The following is a 23,260-nucleotide window of genomic DNA, read 5'->3' on the forward strand; positions in this document are numbered from 1 at the left end:
AATCTGATTTTAGAACGCCGCGGGTTGTCAGGTACTGGTAAGCGGGTTTCCCTTTCTTATCAATCCATCCGGCAACTCGCCCTCAGTAGAAGCCACAACGGTGCAGACCATCGCGTCACCGGTTACATTCACAATGGTTCTGAACATGTCCAATATCCTGTCAGGGGCTAAAATCAATGCGATCCCCGCGGCCGGCACGCCAATTGACTCCAAAACGATGATCAACATAATGATACCGGCTCCCGGAACACCTGCTGTGCCGATGGATGCCAGCGTAGCCGTCATGACAATCATCAGCTGCTGCGTCAAAGAGAGGTCCATTCCCAACGCCTGTGCAATGAAAACAGCGGCCACGCCCTGATAGAGACTGGTCCCGTCCATATTAATGGTTGCCCCTAATGGCAACACAAAGCTGGTCACTTCCTCCGAAACCCCGATTTCTTCCTCCACCTGCTTCATGGTCACAGGAAGCGTGGCCGCGCTGGAACTGGTGGTAAAAGCAAGCAGCTGAGCCGGGCGGATGGCTCTGAAGAAATCCTGATATTTTACTTTGGTAAACAACTTAAGTATCCCGGGATACACCACCAGGATCATAAAAAACAAGCCCCCTAAAACGACCAAACTGTATTTTAAAAGAGCCAGGAGCAATGCCACCGCAGAGTCGGGATTGTCACCGGTGATCTCTACAATTAAGGAAGCCATCAGGGCAAACACCCCATACGGGGCAATGACCATGATAAAACCTACAATTTTGATGACTACATCGTTGAACCCATCAAAAAAAGCGATGACCGGCTCAGCTTTCTTTTTAGGGACCTGAAGCAATGCGATACCCACGATGATGGCAAAAAACACGACCTGCAACATACTGCCATTGTCAGTAGTAGCCTGAAAAAAATTCTCCGGAACCATGTCTACCAATGGTTGCAGCGGACTTTGTTCTTTAATTAGTTCTGCTTGGGAAGTCTTTGAGCCCGCGGTGTCATCATAAATGGCCATCAGGTTATCCCGCGTGTCTGCTGGAAGGCTCTTGCCTGGATTGAAAATGTTCACGATCAACAATCCTATGCTCACCGACAAGGCGGTGGTGAATACGTAGGTGGCGATAGTCTTTCCTCCGATCCGGCTGAGCTTGGTCACATCCCCCAGATTGGACACGCCCACGATCAAGGACGCAAGTACCAAAGGCACCGCGATCATTTTGAGGCCGTTAATAAAAATGGTGCCGATGGGTTTGATGTAATCGAGTACGAAGCCAGGAGAAATCCCCAGTTTAACAACGGCCAAACCCGTTATTAAACCGAGAAGCAACCCTATGATGATCTGGGTGTGTAAGGGAATTTTTTTTTTCATTCGTCAGTGGTTGGTAAAAATAAGAATATGGAGTTGTGCTACACCTTGCTAAGGCGGTTCAATAACAGGAAGTCCGCAAGAACCAAAGCGGCCATGGCCTCTACAATAGGAACTGCCCGCGGTACCACACAGGGATCATGCCGGCCTTTCCCGGATACCGTCGCGGCATCTCCAGCTTCATTGACACTTTCCTGATCCTGCATAATGGTGGCTACGGGTTTGAATGCCACCCGGAAATAAATGTCCTCTCCATTGGATATCCCCCCTTGGATACCCCCGGAGTAATTCGTCCTGGTACGGATGCGGTCTCCTTCTTTATAAAAAGCGTCGTTGTGCTGGGATCCCCTCATGCTTACCCCGCCAAAGCCACTTCCGTATTCAAATCCTTTGACGGCATTGATGCTGAGCATGGCATGTCCCAACGCCGCATGCAGCCGGTCAAAAACCGGTTCACCAAGGCCTACAGGCACACCGCTGGCCACACAACTCACCACGCCGCCCACCGTGTCCCGGTCCTTTCTTACCTCATCTATGTAGGCAATCATCTGTTCTGCCACTTCCGCATCCGGACAGCGGACAATATTATTTTCAGTCTGGGTCAGATCCAGTTTCTTATAATCCTTTTCTAACCTGATATCTCCTGCCTGGCTGACGTAGGCTTGAATGTGCACACCGAATTCTTTCAAAAACAGCTTGGCCACCGCCCCTGCTGCCACCCGGGCAGCTGTTTCGCGGGCACTGCTCCTGCCTCCACCCCGGTAATCCCTGATACCGTATTTTTGATGATAAGTGTAATCGGCATGAGAAGGACGGAACTTGTCCGCAATATGGGAGTAGTCCTTGCTCTTTTGATCGGTGTTCAGGATAATGATGGAAATGGGGGTGCCGGTACTCTTTCCTTCAAAAACGCCCGACAAAATCTGGAATTCATCCTCCTCTTTTCTTTGGGTAGTGATTTTGGACTGGCCGGGCTTCCTCCTCTGCAGCTCCTGACGGATAAAATCCTCATCTATGGTAACTCCCGCCGGACAACCATCGATGATCACTCCCAGCCCTTTACCATGTGATTCACCAAAAGTACTGATACTGAATACCCTACCAAATGAACTGCGCATCAATTATTTTCTTTTTACGATCAAATACCCTAACAAAACCACCGCCCCAATCAGCAATAGGTTAATAAAAGCCGAAAAATAGTATTTATATCTTTGGTTTAAAAGCTTATTGTCTTCAACTTCTATCAGATCATACAACCCGCCCAGCCTGGAAGAAGAGATCGCCATATTGACTTTGCTTTCCCCGGTTACGTTGACTACCGCTTTAGGCCTAAGTGTATCATACTTTTCCAGGGAAGGATTAAAATAGACCCACTCGAAATGATCATCCATCGCCACCTGTTCCTCTTCATTCAGGGTAATGAAATAACCGAATTCCTTCATCCCGGTGACGCGGCCCCTGCCCTTATTGACTTGTTGTTTTTCGTTGGGGTCAAAGGAGTTAAGCTTCTGAAAATTCTTCTTTCTTGGTGGCCTGATGGAACTGATGTTTCCTTCCCCGGTGATGGCAAAATTATAGGTAAATCCTTCTCCGGTGGCGACATCTTTTTCCGTAAAGTTCTCCCTGAGCTGATAGTTGCCTACGCTTACTTCATTTCTTAGGGGGTGGGGAGGCAATGGCTTGACTTTAACCGCCTTGGGTTGGGAATAGAAAGTCTTGAAATCCTGTAGCCGGTTACTGCCAAAAAAACTCGGGTTTTTGGCCACCTTGTATTTTATCATTTCCCAAGCCACAGATGGAAAATCCACCTCTCCCACGTTGAAGGGATAGAAATTAGCCTCGTAAACTTTAAACTTCGTCCATCTTTTCCCGTTGAACTCCACCTTTTCCGGCTGAATACTGGTGATATTGAAATTCTCTTCCCAGGCGTTTCCAGGTTTGATCTGATTGATGATCTTTTCCAATTGCTTGCCGGGCTCATGGAAAGTAAAAGGTGCCTGATTGGTTTCCGACATATAAAAGGCCAGACTGACGTTGAAGCCCTCTCCTACAAAAACCTCATTTTTATCTATCGACAGGGAAAAGAAAGCATCATCTTCAATCTCCACATATTCCGGCTCCTCCCGGCTTTCCCCAAAAAAATCATCAAATGGATCCAACGCCCTGTTGCTTCTGGCGCTGCTTGCACGGGCATCTACCACATTGATGGTTTTTCCATCAGCAGATACGTTGCTCCCATTGATCGAGAGCGTGAAATCATTGAGGGTAAAAGTGCCTTTGCGAAGCGGTTTATAGTATTGGATGATACTGTTGGTACTGCTCATTTGTCCATTGACGATGTTCATCGACGAGCTTTGTGATACGCCTTGCTTCTGGAATCCCGGAATTTCGGGAAACTGATCATAGGACCTTATCTTTTCCTCAGAGACGGTTACTTTAATATTAAAGGTTTCATTCAGGGCCACTTCATCCGCCCCCAGCTCTATTTTTACGTTCTGCGCATGAGATAAAGCAGAAAAAAGCAATAAAAGGAATACGAAATGAATTCGACGCTTCGTTATGGACATACTCAATGAATACATTATCAATATATATAACTGCAAATAAACAAGTATATTTTATACGTAACAAATGTTAAAGGTATACCGTAAAAGACTTTAACTGATTTATTTATTTTTACTAAACCACTAAACAAACGAGAACCATGATGGACTATGTTAAAACTATTTTGTTAAAAGTAAGTTTTGACAAAAAGCTCTTCGAGAAAGAGCTGCGCAAGGGACTGAATATGTTGGTTCCCTCGGAACTGGAAGAATTCAGGGAATGGTGTTACAGGACATTTGCTAAAATTTATGAGCCTATTCTTAATAAGTATTTTATCAGATTAGCAGGTTAGCGATCTGAATAATGCCCCGTGGAACCGGGGCATTTGTTTTTAATAACCGGATTTTTTTTATTGCGCATTTCCTTTCCCCAGTGTAGATTTATTGTTTATTAAAATGAAGGATGGATATGTCCAAATCGGAAATAAGGCTTAGATGTTGGATTACCCTTGAACAGCAAAAATTTTTTGGTCCCGGAAGAGTGGAGCTCTTAAACTGGGTGGAAAAAGAAGGTTCTGTCTCCAAAGCCGCCAAAAAGATGGGAATGTCCTACAAAAAAGCCTGGGACATGATCCATGATCTCAACACAAGGGGGCAACAACCTTTCGTCACCCTTAGAAAAGGCGGCAGGAAAGGCGGCGGAGCTGAAATCACCACCAGTGGAAAACAGTTTCTCAACAAGTATGCCCAGCTTTTGCAAAAACTACAAACCGTCATTGAGGAAGAGTCGGAAATTCTCAGGCTTTTATAAAAAAATACCCGGACGAATCAAAAAGGGTATTATTTTAGTATATTTCGATATGTAACCGTATACATATCGACGTGGATTCCCGTCAGGTGATAATTCACAGGCAGGCCTTGTAAAAGATATTGATGAGGTTAGATGATGTTTTCCGGAGAATAAAACGACCAGATGAAGTTTTTCCATATGACATTCAAAATCAAGGGCCAGGTGCTTTTACTGGCTTTTCTGATATGTTGGATCAGCCACACTTCAACAGCCCAAAGTAAAAAAGAGAACACCGTTTTGGTGGCTGCGGCATCTGATCTGAAATTCGCCCTGGATGCCATCATTTTGGAATATACCTCTATCAAACCGGTCAAAATAGAGGCCATTTATGGTTCCTCCGGAAAGCTGTTCGAGCAGATTTTCAACAAAGCCCCTTTTCATATTTTTATGTCCGCGGACATACAATACCCAACGTTGCTGGCAGAAAGGGGATTGGCCGGATCTGCTGTTTTCCATTACGGGGTGGGCAGACTGGTATTATGGAGCAAAAACATGGATACCGGCAAATCCGGGATAGAACTGTTAACGGATCCAAGGGTAAAAAAAATTGCCATTGCCAATCCACAACATGCTCCCTATGGTAGGGGCGCCGAAGAAGCGATGAAGTATTACAATGTTTACCCTAGCATAGAAAAGAAGTTGGTTTTTGGCGAGAATATTTCCCAGACGGCGCAGTTTGTCTCAACAGGGGCGGCGGATATCGGTGTGATAGCCCTCTCATTGGCACTTGCCCCGAATATGAAAAGGCTTCAGTCTTCTTACTTTTTAATCCCGGAAGAAAGCCACTCTCCTCTGCTGCAGGGGGCAATCATTACCGCGTACGGGAAGGACCATCAGGCGGCCAGGGATTTTTTCGAATTCCTGAAATCAGATAGCGCTTTGAAAATTTTACAGTTTTACGGATTTTCGAAGCCATGACGCTTGTATTGGACACCGCCCCGTTTTTGCTGACCTTTAGGCTCGCCTTGGTAACCACGCTCATTTTGTTCCTGATTGCGGTTCCCTTAGCCTACTGGCTGGCATACAGCCGGTATAAAGTAAAATTTGCAGTCGAAGCATTGGTAAGCATGCCCCTTGTATTGCCCCCCACGGTTTTGGGTTTTTATTTGCTACTGGCTTTCAGTCCGGAAAATTATCTGGGCCGGTTTTTTGATGAAGTTTTTGGCTTGAGACTTGTTTTCACGTTTCCGGGATTGGTCCTGGCTTCAGTCATCTACAGTCTCCCTTTTATGGTACAACCGATCCGGGCGGGTTTTGCCGGAATCCCCAAGGCCTGGTTGGATGCCGCCCATACCCTCGGTAAAAATCAATGGCTTACCCTCACAAGAGTGCTGTTACCCAATATGAAAAATGCCCTGCTCACAGGGGCTGTGCTGTCTTTTGCCCATACAGTAGGGGAATTTGGTGTGGTACTGATGGTGGGCGGAAATATACCGGGAGAAACCAGAGTCATTTCAGTAGCCATTTACAATGAGGTAGAGGCCATGAACTATCGTGAAGCCAACGCATACAGTCTAATATTGATAGGATTTTCATTTACAGTCCTATTGATCACTTATCTGATCAATCATCATAAAAATCAAGTATTGGGCTATGATTGATATCGAATTCAGTAAGCAGTTGTTTGGTTCTGAAGGTAAAATGCATCTTCAGACCGCCTGCCATATCAATAAAGGGGAGCTGGTGGGCCTCTATGGTCCCTCAGGAGCGGGCAAATCAAGCATACTCAGGATGCTGGCCGGACTGATGAAACCGGAAAGCGGAAAACTTACCGTAGAAGGGGAAACCTGGTTTGACAGCAGGGAAAAAATCAACTTAAAACCCCAGAAAAGAAATATCGGCATGGTGTTCCAGGAATACTCCTTGTTTCCTAATATGACGGTAAGGGAAAACCTTGTTTTTGCCCTGAATTCGAACCAAAATAGACAGATTGTCGATGACCTGCTGGAGATGATCGGGCTGGACAAACTGGCTAATAAGCGACCCGCACTGCTTTCCGGCGGGCAAAAGCAACGGGTAGCCCTCGCAAGAGCCATGGTAAGAAAGCCCAAACTCCTGCTCCTCGATGAACCGCTATCGGCCCTGGACATGGAAATGAGGGCCAACCTACAACAGTACATTGTACAATTCCATAGGAACTTTGAACTCACGACACTGTTGGTGAGCCATGACGCCTCTGAAATCCAGCGCATGGCCAAAAGGGTACTGGTGTTGGAAAAAGGCTGTTTTACCTATGACGGTGATCCCTCCAGATTTTTTGGATAAAACCTCTCACGCATTCTTATCCAGATGATCAAGGCAGAGGCGAATGTCAATCCAGCAATGGACAAGACAGAAGCATCCATTCCAAATGCATCCGCCACCACACCTGTAAGAATAGCTCCGAAAGCATATCCCAAATCCCGCCAAAGCCGGAAGACGCCGATGCTATTGGCCCGGTCTGCGGGATGGGTATGTTCGGCTACGGTAGCCAAAAAAGTCGGGTAAACCATCGCGGTCCCCCAACCCAGCAGGGCTGAAAGCAGGATCAGGGCATACATCTCCCATGCCGTTACCAACAAAGCCAGGGCCAGGGCCTGCAGCAGCATTCCAAAAAACAGCAGTCGTTTTTTGTTGAAGACATCGGCCATTTTTCCCGTGATCAGTTGCCCCACTCCCCAAACGGCCGGATACACTGCGGTGATCACCCCGATTTCTGCCAGGTTGAATCCTTTTATGGCCAGCATCATGGGAAATAGGCCCCACATCATACCGTCATTCAGGTTATTTACCATGCCAGCCTGTGTCACAGATCCCAGGATGGGGTTTTTCCAGGTTGTTTCCCAAAAAATATTGTTCAAGGGCTTGAGGGTACTGCCTGCCTGTTCTGTTCGGACATGCCTCCTTGTATCCTTAACCAACCATACACTTCCCGCTAATCCCGCAGATACCAGGGCAATCCCAAGATAGAAGGGATAGGGCCTCAGTCCGTATTCTCCGGCAATATATCCCGTCAGAAACGCCAGCACCGCTACTGCCAGGTAACCTGCAAACTCATTCAATCCCATGGCAAATCCACGCTGCCTTTCTCCAACCAGGTCGATTTTCATCACCACCGTGCTGCTCCAAGCCAAGCCTTGGTTAATTCCCAACAGGATGTTTGCCGCTACCACCCAGTTCCAGTCAGGAGCATACATCAGCATGAAAGGGACAGGCAGCCCAAAAACCCATCCCAACACCAACAGGTTTTTTCTGCCATACCGGTTGGCAAATATGCCAGCGAAATAATTGGTCAATGCCTTGACTACGCCAAAAACAATGATAAAGGACAAAATGGCGGTTTTGGCGGCGATGTGAAACTCTTCCTCGGCTATCTGTGGAAGAATGCTCCGCTCCAAGCCGACCATGCCTCCCACAAAAGCATTGATGATCACGAGCAGGGTGAATTGTCTCCAGTTTTCCCTCAATCCCAATTTTACAGTTTCCATATCCATTTTTATTGTGGAACAAAGTTGGGAATTAAGAAAACGGATTCCTTTAACAAATGATAAATTATCACCCCATCTTCGCCCTTATCCGGCTTAGACTTACTTGAGTAATGCCAAGATAGGAAGCAATGTACTTCAGAGGGATCTGCTTCAGTAAATCCGGGGAATCGGCCAAAAGGGCGGAGTACCTTTCCTCAGCGGTATGAAATTGTATACCTTCTATCCGATTAACCGTCTCCACATAAGCCGCTTCAAAAATTTTCCGAAACAGCCGCTCTACTTCATGAAATTCGTCGTAAAGTTTAAACAATTGGGCGGCATTGATACCAATAAACCGGGAAGGCTGAAGGGTTTGAATGGCTTTTTGGCTTGGCCTTCCGGTAAAAAGGCTCTCCACCCTGGCAATCAATGTCCCTTCAAATGAAAAAGACTCGGTAATATCCACGCCATCTTTATAATAATAGATCCGGGCCAACCCCTTGTCCACAAAATAAATGGTCCGGCAGGTATGTCCAATAGGCTGAAGATCCTTGTTTTTTTCCAGTTCCAGCACATGGCATATCTCCGAAAAAGCCAATGCCGCGGCATCAGATAAAGGCTGAAAATTGTCAAAGAATCGGAAAAGAAAGTGTAATTGGCTGAGGTTCATCTGTCGCTGGTTTTTGGTTTGATTTACCGGCACGTATCTTGACATTATAATGCACTAACTGACTTCGTATATAATTGCTCCATAAAAATAAATCCTTACTATACGGAGCAAGCTGAACCAAAGATAACGGCGCTGATCCATATTGCCGGCCCCACACAAAAGGGCGATGGCTGCAAAGGGCAAAGGGCTCACGGACGCCACGATGACCAAATAAGCCCCGTATTTTTCAAAAAGAATCAAATATCTCTTTATCCATCTGAACCTCAATCGCAGTATGATCCCTTTGTCTTTAATCAACCTTCCGATCGTAAAGTTAACAAAACCAGCAGTGTATGAAATCAGGGACAATATCCCCATACTGACCGTAAAATTTCCAATGTGGTTGGTTTCGAAGGCCCAAAGCATAAATGCTTCAGGAGGAATGATGCCGAATAAAATTTCCGACATGATAAACACACCCATCACCAAGGGAACATTGTCATAGATGCTCCCAAACCAGATATATCTTTCTTCCTCGCTTGAAAAATGTCGAAACACCAAAAAAACGCCAACAAGGATTGCCAGGTATAAAAATCCTCTACCTATGTTTTTAATCAAAAAATAACCCCTATCATCCAATATTTTTTTTTCCATGATCAGTAAACCCCTGAAAAACCCTGTTATTTAGCTGAAGCTAAAAATAACAAATATTTGATGATGTATTCGCAACACCTTCTTTGAAATGCTGTTATATCAAGGTAAAGAGCCCTGATGAAGTTTAACTTCTGTCTGCAGCCAATCGGAGTAAATCCCCCCTATTAAAATCCAAGACCCATAATCCGCTTGACTTTCTACTTGATATCATTCTTTACCAAAGGTTAACAACAACCCTCGTTTTGCTGGACCGGGGGACATTTAACGTTTCCATAACTGCAAAACACGCAACAATCGCCTTGCTTCGGTTTTAAAAAGGTTTTACAGCTTTCACATTCATAAAAATACTGACATGCATCCACGGGCATTCTTTCTTCTTTCATATAGCCACATTTCGGACAGGTAACTGAAGATAGGGTTATGATTTTGTTCATCGCCTGTTTGAATTTAATAACGCCTCAGCCGCTACGATGCCCATTCCGAACAGCAAATATGCTTCAAAATCGTGAGCTTTGAAGCGTATTTTGAACAACCCACCCAAGAAGTTATCCGATGTTCTTTTTCTTAAGCTGGTCGATGATATATTCAGAAGTTCTGATCGACAATGCCAAAATGGTCCAGGTGGGATTCTTGTCTGCTTGAGAAACAAACGGACCGGCGTCCACTACAAAAAGGTTATCACATTCATGTGCCTGGGAATACTTATTCAGCACAGAGGTTTTGGCGTCGTCACCCATCCTCGTGGTCCCCACTTCATGGATGATCCTACCTGGAGCCGCCAATCCATATTGGGTCTGTGGACCGGGTTTCGTGCCCAAAACCTGGGCACCCATGGCATCAAAAATCTCCTCAAATGTGTCCTGCATGTGTTTGGCCTGCCTTACTTCATAGTCCGTCCATTTGTAATGGAACCGGAGGACAGGTATACCATATTTATCTACGATATGGGGGTCAATCTCGCAATAGTTGTCATATTGGGGCACGCTTTCTCCTCTTCCGGCAATACCGATGGTGGCGCCATAGATGTTCCTGATATCCTTTTTGAGACCGGCTCCATACCCCCCGTTCGGGCTGGGCTTACCAAATTCATCCTTAATATATTGTCTCATAGAATCCATCCCAAAACCAAAGCCGTAATTGGGCATACGCATGCCTCCACCGAACTCAAGGTGATAACCCCTGGGAAAATCCAGTTTTTTATTGTCCAGCCACCAAGGGGTATATACATGCATGGATCCGACCCCATCCTCGTTGTATTTGTCCCTCCCCAGGAAACCGGGCACCAATGCGGAGCGGCTGGCCCCTGTGGAATCGTGCAGGTACCTTCCCAGCATGCCGCTGCTATTGGAAATACCATTGGGATGTCGCGGCGATTTGGAATTCATCATGATCCGCGCACTTTCACAAGCAGAGGCGCCCAGCACAACCACCCTGCCTTTCAGCTTGTATTCCTTCATATCCACCTTGCTGATATAGGAGATGCCGGTGGCTTCCCCGGAATCGTTGGTGGTGACCTTTCTTACCATCGCGTATGTGTACAAGTCCACGTTGCCTTTTTTCATGGCGGGTTTTACTAAAACCGTTCCCGCGGAAAAATCACCGTATACCTGACAGGCCCTGCTACATTGTGCGCAGTAAAAACATGCCCCTCTTTCATTGTTCACCGGTCTGGTGAGTACGGATATCCTGGATGGGATCACTGGGATATTGGCTTTTTTGCCTCCTTTCATGAATGCAAGCTCATGCAACCTTGGTTTTGGTGGCGGCAAAAAGAAGCCGTCAGGTTCATTATGGATCCCCTCTTTGGTACCAAATACACCCACGATCTTATCTACTCTGTCATAATAAGGCTTGAGGTCATCATAACCTATCGGCCAGTCATCTCCCAAGCCGTCAATGCTCTTCCTTTTGAAATCATCCGGTCCAAAACGGAGTGAGATCCTTCCCCAGTGATTGGTCCTACCCCCTACCATGCGCGAGCGGAACCAGTCAAATTGGGTGCCGTCCTTTCTGGTATAAGGTTCTCCATCTATTTCCCAACCTCCATAGGCGGCATCAAAATCACCGAAAGCACGCACCGTATTGGCCCCTCTACGGGGGGATTCCCACGGCCACCGTAATTGGGTCCGGTATTCTTCCAGGGCAGGGTCAAAGTCACTCCCTGCTTCTACTACCGCCACACTCAGACCTGCTTCCGACAATATCTTACTTGCCATACCTCCCCCGGCACCGGATCCGACGATAATGGCATCATACATTTCTACGGATGATTTGATTTCAAAACTCATTTGTGGTATACTTAAATGATTTATTGTTATAGGATTGACCTCCTAAAATAGAACAATATGCCGATTTTTCACACAAAATATATTTATGCGGTAAGGAATGGTCATCCGCTCCTTCCACAGTCCAAAACCAAATCTTACCGGAGAGGAATTTTTCAAAACATTCCGGAAGAAAAACCCGTTATACATCCGTTATCCGGTATAATATTCCGATCAACTCCTGTTCTTATTTTTTGGCCTTCCGTATAAAGTTTTTGACGTTCCAGGAAACTCCCCTAAATTTAGAAATCAAAAATTTTATTTTGGACAAACATTTCTTAACCTTATACACAGAAACAACAAAAAGTACTATTCAACCTCATCAAACGTGAATATAGATTTTTAACGATAAAAATATAACCAAAAAAATGGAAGAATCTAAGAGGAGAAGCCAGGGTTGGTTCGGCAAAACCGGCAAAGATGGTCTAATTTACAGATCATGGTTTAAAAAACAGGGTATACCCACGCATGAACTCAATGGAAAACCCATTATAGGGATATGCAATACCTGGTCTGAACTTACCCCGTGCAACTCACATTTCAGGGAATTAGCGGAATTTGTAAAAAAGGGCGTACTGGAAGCGGGCGGTTATCCGGTCGAATTCCCCGTCATGTCACTGGGGGAAACCGTGATGAAACCCACCGCCATGCTTTACAGGAATCTGGCAAGCATGGATACCGAGGAATCCATCAGGGCAAATCCCTTGGACGGGGTGGTATTGCTCTGCGGATGTGACAAAACCACACCTTCCTTAGTAATGGGGGCATGCAGCGTGGACTTGCCCACTATTGTGGTTTCCGGAGGGCCCATGCTTACCGGACGGTACAGAGGCACCTCAGTAAGTACTTCTGACATATGGAGGTTCAGCGAAGAGGCCAGAGCCGGCAAGATGACCCAGGAGGAATTATTCATTGCTGAGTCTGGACTTTGCCGTAGCGATGGGCACTGCGCGGTAATGGGTACTGCTTCTACCATGGCATGTATGGTCGAATCCCTAGGCCTTTCCCTTCCGGGAAATGCAGCCATTCCTGCCCCTGATTCCGCAAGAAAAGTGCTGGCCCACCTCTCTGGAATGGAGATTGTCAAAATGGTGGAAAATGACCTGAAGTTATCCGACATCCTTACCAGAGAGGCGTTTGAAAATGCCATCATGGTCAACGCAGCCATAGGCGGATCAACCAACTTTGTGATCCATCTGCTCGCCATTGCGGGCAGGATGGGGATTGACCTTAGCCTGGAAGATTTTGATAAATTCTCTTCCAACATCCCGCTGCTTGCCAACTTGCAGCCCTCAGGGATGTATTTTATGGAGGACCTCTATTACGCCGGCGGCCTTCCGGCAATCATTCGGCAGCTTAAGGATCACCTGCACAACGACTGTATTACGGTAAATGGCAAGGCTATTGGTAAAAACAATGAACTTTTTGAGAATTTCAATGAAAAAGTCATTGCCGCTATAGATAACCCGTTCAATGAAACTTCCGGTATTGTGGTATTGAAAGGCAATCTCTGCGAGACAGGCGCCATTATCAAACCCTCTGCGGCCAGTCCGCACCTGATGAAGCACACCGGAAAGGCCATCGTATTTGAGGACATTGACGAGTACAAAAACAAAATTGATGACCCTGACCTGGATATCGATGAAAATTCTGTGATGGTCCTGAAAAATGTAGGCCCAAAAGGCTATCCCGGTATGCCGGAGGTAGGCAATATGGGGCTTCCTCCCAAAGTGCTAGCCAAAGGTATAACCGATATGATACGTATTTCAGACGGCAGGATGAGTGGTACCGGCTTTGGCACCGTGGTGCTTCATGCCTCTCCTGAGGCTGCCGAAGGCGGCAATTTTGCGGTGGTCCGGACGGGTGATCTGATCGAACTGGATGTAAAGGCACGAAAGCTCAACCTACTCGTCTCAGAGGAGGAACTGGCCAAAAGAAAAGCCGCTTGGAAAAAACCGGAGGTTCCGACAGAAAGGGGGTATGTAAGCCTTTATATCAAACATGTGGAACAAGCCAACCTCGGGGCTGACTTGGATTTCCTTAAGGGAGGTTCGGGAAGTGAAGTAACCAAGGACTCTCATTAAATCCTTATGACTTAAATTGAGAAAACATGGACGGAAGCATCCATGTTTTCTTAATTTCATCCCCATAAAATACTACCTCCCCCCATCAAACTTATTCATGAACAAGAATCGGAGCGACGTGAAAAAATCAAAGCGGGTGGCCATCGTCACCGGAGCCGGCGCGGGTATTGGATTTGAAATCTGCAAACAACTTTTAGAGGAAGGAACCCTGGTAATCCTCAACGATCTTGATGAAGAACTGACCCAAAAAGCCGAACAAAAGCTCACGGCATCTTATCCCGGAAAATGCATCGGCTTGGCCGGAGATGCCGCTGATATTGATTTTATCCAAACGCTTGTGAAAGCAGCCGTAGACCATTTTGGTTCATTAGACATTGTGGTAGCCAATGCAGGTATTACCGTGTTTGGGGAATTCCTGACTTACACACACAAAGATTTCCAAAAGGTTGTCAATCTTAATCTTGCGGGAAGCTTCTTTTTGGTCCAGGCCGCCGCCAATCAAATGATCCGTCAAGGAAACGGCGGCAGCATCCTACTGATGTCCTCTGTCACCGGTCATCAGGCCCATAAAAACCTTGCGGCTTATGGCATGAGCAAAGCTGCGTTGGAAATGTTGGCCAAGACACTTGTTTTGGAACTGTCACCGCACAGGATCAATATCAACGCGGTGGCTCCCGGGGCTACCATGACGGAGAGAACCTCTTCGGAGCCCGGCTACGATACCATATGGTCATCCATCACCCCGATGGGAAGACCCGCCTACCCCGCGGATATCGCCCATGCAGTCGCTTTTTTGGTTTCGGAGAAAGCCCGGCATATCACCGGACAAAGCCTTGTTATCGACGGTGGCTGGAGTGCTACCAGTCCCTCTCCATACCAACAATGAAAGGTTATCCCTTATGAAAAAACTTTTCCTTTTGTTAATTTTGAAAATCCAAAGCGTATATTTCTAATGATTAAATATTCAGTTTGGTATGCAGGAAAAATAACATTATTGGCAAATTCATGCGGCTCATTTTTCTTCCAAACAGCATAGAACAGGACAGTTAGAAAATAGGATTAATTTATATTCGCTAAAATTATAAAGTTGAACTCAAACATATCATTTAAATATGGCTATTTCAGAACAAACTTTTAAACATGTAGATTATCTGTGGGATGATGAGAAAGCAGATGCTTTAGGTGATGATCAGGTAGCCCTACTATTGTACCGATCTAATATTCTGGGTGCGGATCTGAGAATTACCAATTATGGCGGTGGCAATACCAGTTGCAAGACCATCGAAAAGGATCCCTTGACAAAAAAAGAAACCGAGGTTATGTGGATCAAGGGTTCCGGGGGCGATATAGGCACGCTAAAAAGAAGCGGTCTTGCGGGTCTATACATGGATAAATTGCTTTCCCTGAAGAACGTGTACCGGGGCCTGGAATTCGAGGACGAAATGGTTGCGCTTTTCAATCACTGTATCTATGACCTGGATTCCAAAGCACCCTCCATCGACACGCCGTTGCATGCGTTTCTCCCATTTAAACACATAGACCACCTCCATCCTGATGCGGCCATTGCCATAGCCGCATCCAAAGACGGGGAAAAAATCACAAAGGAACTTTTTGACGGGGAAATAGCCTGGGTGCCCTGGCAAAGACCCGGTTTCGACCTCGCGCTGAAATTGGATAAAGCCCTTAAGGAAAATCCGGGCATCAGAGGCATTATGCTGGGGGGCCACGGCCTGTTTACCTGGGGAGACACTTCGTATGAATGCTATATCAACAGCTTAGAGGTGATTGATAAAGCCTCCCAATATTTAGAAGACAATTACGGCAAAAAACGCCCTGTGTTCGGCGGCCAAAAGATCCAATCGGTGGACAGCGGCAAAAGGAAGGATCAGGCTGCCAAAATTGCTCCTCACCTGCGGGGGCTGGCCTCCAGCTTTAACAGGATGGTAGGACATTTTACGGATGACGAGAGGGTGCTTGAGTTCATCAATAGCAATGATCTTGACAAACTGGCTCCTTTGGGTACCAGCTGCCCTGATCATTTCCTTCGTACCAAGATACGTCCGCTCGTATTGGACATCCCTGCTGACCAAGACCTTAACGATATCTCCTCCATTAAATCTTATTTGGAAGAGGAGTTTAAAAAATACCGGGAATATTATACCCAATATTATGAAGACCATAAAAGACACAACAGCCCTGCCATAAGGGATTCCAACCCTGTGATCATCCTTTGGCCGGGAGTGGGCATGTTCTCCTATGCTAAAAACAAGCAAACCGCAAGGGTAGCCAGCGAATTTTACATCAATGCCATCAATGTAATGAAAGGTGCCGAAGCCATATCCGAGTACGTCTCCTTGCCTTTACAGGAAGCTTTCGACATCGAATATTGGCTGCTTGAGGAAGCCAAACTCCAAAGAATGCCTAAAGAAAAGCCGCTTTCCCGAAAAATCGCTTTTGTAACAGGCGGAGCAGGGGGTATCGGCAAGGCCATCGCCGACAGATTGGCCGGGGAAGGCGCCTGCGTTTTCATTACCGACATCAACAAAGATAATCTGGATCAGGCCGTGGGAACATACGATCGGGACACGGGAGCCGGTGCCTTGATGGATGTCACCAAAATGGAGGACATTGAAAAAGCTTTCAAAGAAACCATCCTCAAGTTTGGTGGCGTGGACATCATTGTCAATTGCGCTGGATTGGCCATATCGAAACCCATTGACCAAACTTCTGAAAAAGACTGGGATATCCTTCAAGACGTGTTGGTAAAGGGTCAGTTTGCCGTTTCCAAAGCCGGGGTAAGTATCCTGAGGGCACAGAACACAGGCGGCGATATCGTCAACATTGCCAGTAAAAACGCTTTGGTATCCGGACCAAACAACGTAGGATACGGTACCGCCAAAGCAGCCCAGGTACATATGAGCCGTCTTTTGGCCGCCGAACTTGGCCCTGATAAAATCCGCGTAAATGTGGTGAACCCTGATGCGGTGATAGAAGGCAGTAAAATTTGGGAAGGCGCTTGGGCGCAAGGCAGGGCCAAAGCTTATGGCATTAAAGTGGAGGAACTTCCTGCATTTTACGCAAAAAGAACCATCATGAACGAGATCATCTCTGTGGATGATATCGCCAACGGGGTGTTCGCCTTTGTAGGGGGAGACCTGAGCAAAAGTACCGGAAACATTTTGAATGTGGATGGCGGTGTGGCCGCTGCCTTTGTCAGATAATCCGGGCTATGCGAATCACCACCGATCAAATACAAACTCAGAATGACAAAACTCTCCCTCAGCACCGGGAGAGTTTTGATCATTTAAGGCTGATCCTGGAAAGAAAAAATATCGATTCCCAACAAGTCATCGACAAAATCAAAAACTTTCAGGTGGCCATTCCAAGTTGGGCATTAGGCACGGGGGGAACGCGTTTTGCACGTTTTGCCGGTGGAGGCGAGCCCCGTTCACTGAAGGAAAAAATAGATGATGTGGGCATGCTCCATGCGCTCAATGGCGGTTCGGGAGCCATTTCCCTCCATATACCCTGGGACATCCCTTCCGATGTGGATGCCGTCAAGTCACATGCCGCTGCTCTGGGACTGGCGTTTGATGCCGTAAATTCCAATACTTTTCAAGATCAGGAAAACCAAGGCCATTCCTATAAATTCGGGTCGCTCTGCCATACGGACAGCAGGGCGAGAAGACAGGCCATCGACCATAATCTGGAAGTGATCCACTATGGCAAAGAATTGGGTTCAAAATCCCTTACCGTATGGTTGGCCGATGGCTCTTCTTTTCCGGGGCAAATGAATTTTAGAAAAGCCCTGCAAAGGACATTTGATGCTCTCAAAGAAATTTACCAGGGAATGCCTGAGGATTGGAAAATGTTCGTGGAATATAAACCCTATGAACCTTATTTCTATCATACGGTAATCCAGGATTGGGGGACTTCCCACCTGTTGGCCAGCCAGTTAGGAGAAAGGGCCTTTACATTGGTCGACTTGGGGCACCACCTTCCCAACACGAACATCGAGCAGATAGTGGCCACGCTCATGATGCAGGGCAAGCTGGGGGGATTTCATTTCAATGATTCCAAATACGGAGACGATGACCTCACTGTGGGCGCTTTGAAACCTTACCAACTTTTTCTTATTTTTAATGAGTTGGTGGAAGGTATGGAAGATCCGTCTTCTCCCAATCCAACTCCCGCGTGGATGATTGATGCAAGCCATAACCTCAAAGATCCGCTGGAGGATTTGTTACAATCCGTGGAAGCCATTCAGCTGGCTTATGCACAGGCCTTAATCATCGACCGGATAAAGCTGGAAGAGGCCAGAGAAACGAATGATCCAGCATGGGCACAGGAAATTCTGCAGGAGGCATACCGAACGGATCTTAGGCCTCTTATTGCCGAGGCCCGGTTACAGGCTGGTGCAGCCATTAAGCCCTTCGGGGCTTACAGAAGTTTGAAAGTCAGGGATCAATTGATCAAAGAAAGAGGGCTGAAAACCATGGCCACAGGCCTTTGAGCAAATGGCATATTTCCAAAGTAAAATGGCTTTACTTTAGCTTACAAATTATTAACAAACACATAACCGAACAATATGCCCATACCGGTAATCGCCATATTCGATATAGGTAAGACCAATAAAAAATTCTTTCTTTTTGACGAATTCCTTCAGGAAATCAAAGAAGAATATGTCAAATTTCCGACGATCACAGATGAGGATGGGGAAGAATGTGATGACCTGGAAAAAATAAGCCATTGGGTGAAAGAAACGGTGAAAAAGCTTTGTGAAGACCCGGAATATGAAGTGAAAGCGCTCAATTTTTCCACTTATGGTGCTTCCTTTGTTTCGATAGATGAAGAAGGGCAGCCCATCACTCCCATTTATAATTACCTGAAACACTTTCCGGAAGATCTCCACAAGGAATTTTATGGGCAGTATCCGGAAGAAGAAATCAATGTGACCACCGCCTCCCCCACCTTGGGTATGTTGAATTCAGGACTCCAGTTATTGTGGCTGAAAAGGAAGAGACCGAAGGTATTTAAGAAAATAAAATATTCCCTTCACCTGCCCCAATATATTTCTTATCTATTTACCGGTGAAGCTGTTAGTGAACCCACTTCAATAGGCTGTCATACCAAGCTCTGGGATTTTCCCAAATCCGATTATCATCAATGGGTTTATAAGGAGGGTATTGCTGAAAAATTACCGAAAACCGTCCCCACGACGCACAGTTTTGAAAAGGAAATATGCGGCCAAAAAGTGCAGGTGGGAGTGGGTATTCATGACAGTTCCTCTGCCTTGGCCTCTTACCTGATCAAGATTGATGAACCGTTTATGTTGATCTCTACAGGCACATGGAGCATCACCTTGAACCCGTATCCCGACGGTAACCTCACCTTCAGCGAGCTTCAAAATGACTGTCTGAATTTCCTCTCCATTCATGGTAAAACCGTAAAAGCCAGCAGATTTTTCCTGGGATATGAACTGGACCACCAACTCGAAAAGCTTAACCGGATATTTGACAAACCGCCAAAATACTACAAGGGCATACCACCTGATGGGAAACTGGTTCAGGCATTGACGAGTGGGCAGGAACACCCAAGCTTTTATCCCGAAACCATTGCCAGAACACCCTTGGTGGCTGAAATCTTTCCGGAAAACCACTGGGACCCTTCAGCCTATCCGGATTATGAAACCGCTTACCATCATTTGATATGGGGGCTCGCCAGAATGCAGGCCGCCTCGCTTAAACTGGCCCAAGGCAAATCATCCATCAAAAAAGTGTATATTGACGGTGGTTTTGTACATAATCAAGTTTTCATCCGGCTGTTGAAAGCGCTTTTGGAAAATTATGAACTCGAATTTTCTGATTTCCCGCTGGGATCTGCGTATGGTGCCGCATTGATGCTCAAAGCTTATAATGAAAATAAAGTTTAACCCTATGATAAAAGTTGTGTTGCTTCTGTTTTGCGTGGTGGGATTTGGCATGTCCCTATGGGCCCAAGAGGGGCTCATCACCCTCAATCTCTACAATGGAGAGGCCCCTTATCATAAACAAACCCGGATTAAGGAGGAAATCCAGCATCACGACATCATTTCAGTCAGGAGTGTCCAGGATCCTCAGATCCAGGTGTTTTTACCTTCAAAACGCAACGCAACCGGCAAAGCGGTCATCATATGTCCCGGCGGAGGATATGGGGTTTTGGCCTATGACTGGGAAGGCATTGACATAGCGAAATGGCTGAACAGCCACGGCATAGCCGGCATCGTGTTAAAGTACCGCCTGCCTTCAAGGGAAACCCAGACCGAGCCGCACATTGTGCCCATGGTGGATGGGCAGAGGGCCATCAGGATGGTCAGGCATCACGCTGAGCAGTGGAATATCGATCCCGAACAGATCGGCATCATGGGATTTTCCGCCGGGGGACATCTGGCATCCACGTTAGGTACGCGGTATGATGACGGGAATCCCGGTTCAAACGATCCCATTGAGGGGAAACATTGCAGGCCGAATTTCATGATTTTAGGATATCCTGTCATTTCATTTACCCAGCACATCACACACATTGGATCAAGAAACAACCTCATTGGAACTGACCCTGACCAAAAATGGGTGGATTTTTTTAGCAATGAATTACAGGTGCAGCCCGACACCCCTCCCACCTTCATTTTTCATTCCCAGGATGACAAAGGTGTTCCCGTACAACACAGCTTGTTATTTTATGAGGGGCTTGTAAAAAACCAGGTTCCCGCTGAAATGCACCTTTATCCCACGGGTGGGCATGGTTATTCCTTGTCCATTAATAAAGAGGGCACGCAACAGGGGTGGATGGAAAACTGCATCCGGTGGATCCAACACCTTCCCTAACCGGAAAATAGAAAATGGCACTTCCCTTATTGAAAGTAAAAGCCGGCAACCAATTTCTCATAGATGAAAACGACAAACCTTTTTTTTGGCTGGGCGATACAGCCTGGGAATTATTGCATCGTTTAAACGGGGAAGAAACGGCTGCATACCTGGACAACAGGGCTAAAAAAGGGTTTACTGTAGTCCAAACCGTAATCCTCGCGGAACTTGATGGGCTTAACACGCCAAATGCCCTTGGGGAAACTCCTTTACTTGAAAATGATCCCACCCGGCCCAATGAAAAGTATTTTGAACATATAGATCAAGTGGTCCATATGGCCCGTGAGACCGGGCTTTACCTAGGTCTATTACCTACCTGGGGAGACAAATACAACAAAAAGTGGGGCATAGGCCCTGAAATTTTCAACCCGAAAAATGCTAGGATCTTTGGAGAATACCTGGCCAAAAGATATGGCCATCATAATCATATTATTTGGATTCTTGGAGGTGACCGCGTGCCAGCCAATGAAGAGGATTATCAAATCAACTGCAAAATGGCATTGGGATTGAAGCGGCATGCGCCGCGACAACTGATCACCCTGCACCCTATGGGAGGACATATCGCGAGTGATATTTATGGCCAGGAAAGCTGGTTGGATCTGGACATGTTCCAGTCAAGGCACCAGAAAGGTTTCAAAGAATATACTTTTACCAGAAAAGCTTGCAAAAACAAGCCCACACGACCTGTGATAGACGGTGAACCCGGATATGAAAACATCCCCAACCTCCTCAATAAAATGCATGTATCCCGCCTGAACGATTTTGACGTACGCCGGGCAGCTTATTGGAATATGATGAGCGGTGCAGCCGGACACACCTACGGCTGCAATGAGGTATGGCAGATGTACAGTATAGGCAAAAAAGCACTTCATGGTGCTTACCTGAATTGGCGGGAAGCATTGGATCTCCCGGGATCCTCGCAAATGGGGTTTATGAAGAAGCTGTTTGAAAGCCTTCCCTGGCAGCATCTGCGTCCGGATCCAGAGATAATCGGGGGCTTTAATTTTAAAAACGCTGCTTATATCTCCGCAGTCATGGGGATAAAAAAAGACATGGTCTTGGCATATAGTCCCGCTGGCCGCTCCATACACATGAAAAGCGATAGGCTTGTACCAGGTCAGTACCCCACTTTTTGGTTCAATCCTAAACAGGGCACGGTTTCAGCAGCCGGCATATGGGATAATGAAAAAAATAAGAAGTTTAAGGTTCCGGATAAAACCAAAGACTGGCTGCTTTTAATCCTATCCGAAGATAAAAACGAGCAATGGCAATGCCCCTTTCCCGAAGTTTAAAGAAAAAAATTTCAGAACAAATTGTACGTCAACGACAACATTAATTCAAAAAGCAAAAAAGAGGCATCGTAAAGCTTTTTAGTGTGGATAAAATTGTGGATAATCTATAAAAACCTTGCACAAATTTTTTAAAGAAGCAGTTTAGCTGTTTTTACCTGTTCCGTAAGCCGTCAGCACAAATTTTCTGGATCCGCCATGGTTCCGGAATTCCCCCAAATAAATTCCCTGCCAAATACCGAGGTTCAGTTTCCCATGGGTAATAGGAATTTGCAGCTGTGAGCCGAAAATACTGCTTTTAACGTGCGCAGGCATATCATCGGGCCCTTCATAGGTGTGGATAAAGTGTGGATAATCCTCCGGGATCAGGTCGTTTATAAAAGTTTCAAAATCCTTCCTCACCGTAGGGTCGGCATTTTCATTGAGGCTAATACCCGCAGAAGTGTGTTTTATTAAAATATGTAAAAGACCTGTATTGATTCTCCTGATTTCAGGAAAGTTATCCACAATTTCATTTGTAATTAGATGAAAACCGCGATCAAATGGTTTTAATTGGATTTCTTTTTGATAAAATTCCATAATTTTTGAAGGTTCTTTTAGATGTCAAATATATAAAATTCAGGTTTAGCCATTTATTAATTATCTTTATCCTTGATAGTTAATTTTCACTTAAAACAAGAACCCGGAAAAATATGAAAAAATTGATCTATTTAGGATTATGTATGATGTTGACATTCGTATCCCATCAGCAGTTAGCCCAAGGTTTAAGCAGCAGGGTCATCAGCTTGGAAGAAGCACAAAAAATCTCCGATGCGGCCGAAGACCGGGCCAGACAAGACAACTGGAATGTGGTCATTGCTGTGTTGGATGCCGGAGGCCATCTCATCTCGCTAAGAAGAATGGATGGCACACAGGTGGGAAGCGTGGAAGTGGCCATGAAAAAAGCCGAAACCGCGGTGAAATTCAAAAGACCTACCAAGGTATTTGAGGAGGCTGTGAAAGGTGGGAACGTTCATATAATGACTTTACCTAATGTGACTGCCGTAGAGGGGGGCTTGCCCATTACACATCACGGCCAAGTCATTGGCTCCATCGGTGTGAGCGGCGTAACTTCCGCACAGGACGGTATAATAGCCGCATCGGGCGTTGAAGCTTTTAAATAAATAAAC

At 46.1% G+C, this 23,260-nt stretch carries 22 protein-coding genes; 13 read left to right on the forward strand and 9 right to left on the reverse strand.

Annotated elements, in window-relative coordinates; all coding sequences use genetic code 11:
• Positions 1-27 precede the first annotated feature (27 nt).
• Genes ACFPFU_RS01985 through ACFPFU_RS01995 form a run of 3 tightly spaced genes read right to left on the reverse strand, consistent with a single transcriptional unit; the run spans position 28 to position 3,917 of the window.
• On the reverse strand, positions 28-1,353 hold the full coding sequence (locus ACFPFU_RS01985) for a dicarboxylate/amino acid:cation symporter (RefSeq protein WP_377060973.1): 1,326 nt from the start codon (positions 1,351-1,353) through the stop codon (positions 28-30).
• A gap of 38 nt (positions 1,354-1,391) precedes the next feature.
• Entirely contained in the window at positions 1,392-2,468 is a 1,077-nt protein-coding gene (gene aroC, locus ACFPFU_RS01990; RefSeq protein ID WP_377060975.1) for a chorismate synthase, read from the reverse strand.
• Between the two features lie 3 nt (positions 2,469-2,471).
• On the reverse strand, positions 2,472-3,917 hold the full coding sequence (locus ACFPFU_RS01995) for a BatD family protein (protein ID WP_377060977.1): 1,446 nt from the start codon (positions 3,915-3,917) through the stop codon (positions 2,472-2,474).
• A gap of 137 nt (positions 3,918-4,054) precedes the next feature.
• Between ACFPFU_RS01995 and ACFPFU_RS02000 the strand changes: the two genes are divergently transcribed.
• The 5 genes from ACFPFU_RS02000 to ACFPFU_RS02020 all read left to right on the forward strand — a co-directional run bounded on the left by ACFPFU_RS02000 (position 4,055) and on the right by ACFPFU_RS02020 (position 7,008).
• Entirely contained in the window at positions 4,055-4,246 is a 192-nt protein-coding gene (locus ACFPFU_RS02000) for a hypothetical protein (protein WP_377060979.1), read from the forward strand.
• 116 nt (positions 4,247-4,362) lie between these two features.
• Entirely contained in the window at positions 4,363-4,704 is a 342-nt protein-coding gene (locus ACFPFU_RS02005; RefSeq protein ID WP_377060981.1) for a winged helix-turn-helix domain-containing protein, read from the forward strand.
• A 162-nt stretch (positions 4,705-4,866) separates the two neighbouring features.
• A complete protein-coding gene (modA, locus tag ACFPFU_RS02010; protein WP_377060983.1) occupies positions 4,867-5,661 on the forward strand; it encodes a molybdate ABC transporter substrate-binding protein in 795 nt (264 codons plus the stop codon).
• Complete coding sequence (modB, locus tag ACFPFU_RS02015) at positions 5,658-6,344, forward strand: molybdate ABC transporter permease subunit (protein ID WP_377060984.1); 687 nt, start codon at positions 5,658-5,660, stop codon at positions 6,342-6,344. Before modA ends, modB begins: the two co-directional genes overlap by 4 nt.
• Positions 6,337-7,008 (forward strand): ATP-binding cassette domain-containing protein, encoded by a 672-nt coding sequence (locus tag ACFPFU_RS02020; RefSeq protein WP_377060986.1) that lies wholly within the window; start codon positions 6,337-6,339, stop codon positions 7,006-7,008. Before modB ends, ACFPFU_RS02020 begins: the two co-directional genes overlap by 8 nt.
• Here the strand turns inward: ACFPFU_RS02020 and ACFPFU_RS02025 are convergent.
• The 5 genes from ACFPFU_RS02025 to ACFPFU_RS02045 all read right to left on the reverse strand — a co-directional run bounded on the left by ACFPFU_RS02025 (position 6,975) and on the right by ACFPFU_RS02045 (position 11,780).
• Positions 6,975-8,210, reverse strand: coding sequence for an MFS transporter (locus tag ACFPFU_RS02025; RefSeq protein ID WP_377060988.1), 1,236 nt, complete (start codon positions 8,208-8,210; stop codon positions 6,975-6,977). The two genes, ACFPFU_RS02020 and ACFPFU_RS02025, sit on opposite strands and share 34 nt — an antisense overlap.
• Positions 8,211-8,277: 67 nt before the next feature.
• Positions 8,278-8,859, reverse strand: a complete 582-nt coding sequence (locus tag ACFPFU_RS02030; RefSeq protein WP_377060990.1) for a Crp/Fnr family transcriptional regulator — start codon at positions 8,857-8,859, stop codon at positions 8,278-8,280.
• A gap of 54 nt (positions 8,860-8,913) precedes the next feature.
• Positions 8,914-9,492 (reverse strand): VTT domain-containing protein, encoded by a 579-nt coding sequence (locus ACFPFU_RS02035; protein ID WP_377060992.1) that lies wholly within the window; start codon positions 9,490-9,492, stop codon positions 8,914-8,916.
• Between the two features lie 224 nt (positions 9,493-9,716).
• On the reverse strand, positions 9,717-9,926 hold the full coding sequence (locus ACFPFU_RS02040) for a GDCCVxC domain-containing (seleno)protein (RefSeq protein WP_377060994.1): 210 nt from the start codon (positions 9,924-9,926) through the stop codon (positions 9,717-9,719).
• A 111-nt stretch (positions 9,927-10,037) separates the two neighbouring features.
• On the reverse strand, positions 10,038-11,780 hold the full coding sequence (locus tag ACFPFU_RS02045; RefSeq protein ID WP_377060996.1) for a GMC family oxidoreductase: 1,743 nt from the start codon (positions 11,778-11,780) through the stop codon (positions 10,038-10,040).
• Positions 11,781-12,184: 404 nt separating this feature from the next.
• Here ACFPFU_RS02045 and ACFPFU_RS02050 point away from each other — a divergent pair, with 404 nt between their 5' ends.
• The 7 genes from ACFPFU_RS02050 (at position 12,185) to ACFPFU_RS02080 (ending at position 22,094) form a co-directional block, all read left to right on the forward strand.
• Positions 12,185-13,900, forward strand: a complete 1,716-nt coding sequence (locus ACFPFU_RS02050; RefSeq protein ID WP_377060998.1) for an IlvD/Edd family dehydratase — start codon at positions 12,185-12,187, stop codon at positions 13,898-13,900.
• A 97-nt stretch (positions 13,901-13,997) separates the two neighbouring features.
• Positions 13,998-14,786, forward strand: coding sequence for an SDR family NAD(P)-dependent oxidoreductase (locus tag ACFPFU_RS02055; RefSeq protein WP_377061000.1), 789 nt, complete (start codon positions 13,998-14,000; stop codon positions 14,784-14,786).
• 226 nt (positions 14,787-15,012) lie between these two features.
• On the forward strand, positions 15,013-17,121 hold the full coding sequence (locus ACFPFU_RS02060; protein WP_377061002.1) for a bifunctional aldolase/short-chain dehydrogenase: 2,109 nt from the start codon (positions 15,013-15,015) through the stop codon (positions 17,119-17,121).
• A gap of 8 nt (positions 17,122-17,129) precedes the next feature.
• Complete coding sequence (locus ACFPFU_RS02065; RefSeq protein ID WP_377061004.1) at positions 17,130-18,413, forward strand: sugar isomerase; 1,284 nt, start codon at positions 17,130-17,132, stop codon at positions 18,411-18,413.
• 75 nt (positions 18,414-18,488) lie between these two features.
• The gene (locus ACFPFU_RS02070; protein WP_377061006.1) at positions 18,489-19,832 is read left to right on the forward strand and encodes an FGGY-family carbohydrate kinase; all 1,344 of its coding nucleotides are present in this window, start codon (positions 18,489-18,491) and stop codon (positions 19,830-19,832) included.
• A gap of 4 nt (positions 19,833-19,836) precedes the next feature.
• Entirely contained in the window at positions 19,837-20,763 is a 927-nt protein-coding gene (locus ACFPFU_RS02075) for an alpha/beta hydrolase (RefSeq protein ID WP_377061008.1), read from the forward strand.
• A gap of 14 nt (positions 20,764-20,777) precedes the next feature.
• The gene (locus ACFPFU_RS02080) at positions 20,778-22,094 is read left to right on the forward strand and encodes a glycoside hydrolase family 140 protein (RefSeq protein ID WP_377061010.1); all 1,317 of its coding nucleotides are present in this window, start codon (positions 20,778-20,780) and stop codon (positions 22,092-22,094) included.
• A gap of 141 nt (positions 22,095-22,235) precedes the next feature.
• Here ACFPFU_RS02080 and ACFPFU_RS02085 read toward each other — a convergent pair whose 3' ends face one another.
• Positions 22,236-22,670, reverse strand: a complete 435-nt coding sequence (locus ACFPFU_RS02085; RefSeq protein ID WP_377061012.1) for a secondary thiamine-phosphate synthase enzyme YjbQ — start codon at positions 22,668-22,670, stop codon at positions 22,236-22,238.
• A gap of 113 nt (positions 22,671-22,783) precedes the next feature.
• Here ACFPFU_RS02085 and ACFPFU_RS02090 point away from each other — a divergent pair, with 113 nt between their 5' ends.
• The gene (locus tag ACFPFU_RS02090; protein ID WP_377061014.1) at positions 22,784-23,254 is read left to right on the forward strand and encodes a GlcG/HbpS family heme-binding protein; all 471 of its coding nucleotides are present in this window, start codon (positions 22,784-22,786) and stop codon (positions 23,252-23,254) included.
• The last annotated feature ends 6 nt before the right edge of the window (positions 23,255-23,260 follow it).

This window comes from Negadavirga shengliensis, from assembly GCF_042652345.1.
In the GTDB taxonomy this organism is placed as follows: Bacteria; Bacteroidota; Bacteroidia; order Cytophagales; family Cyclobacteriaceae; genus Negadavirga; species Negadavirga shengliensis.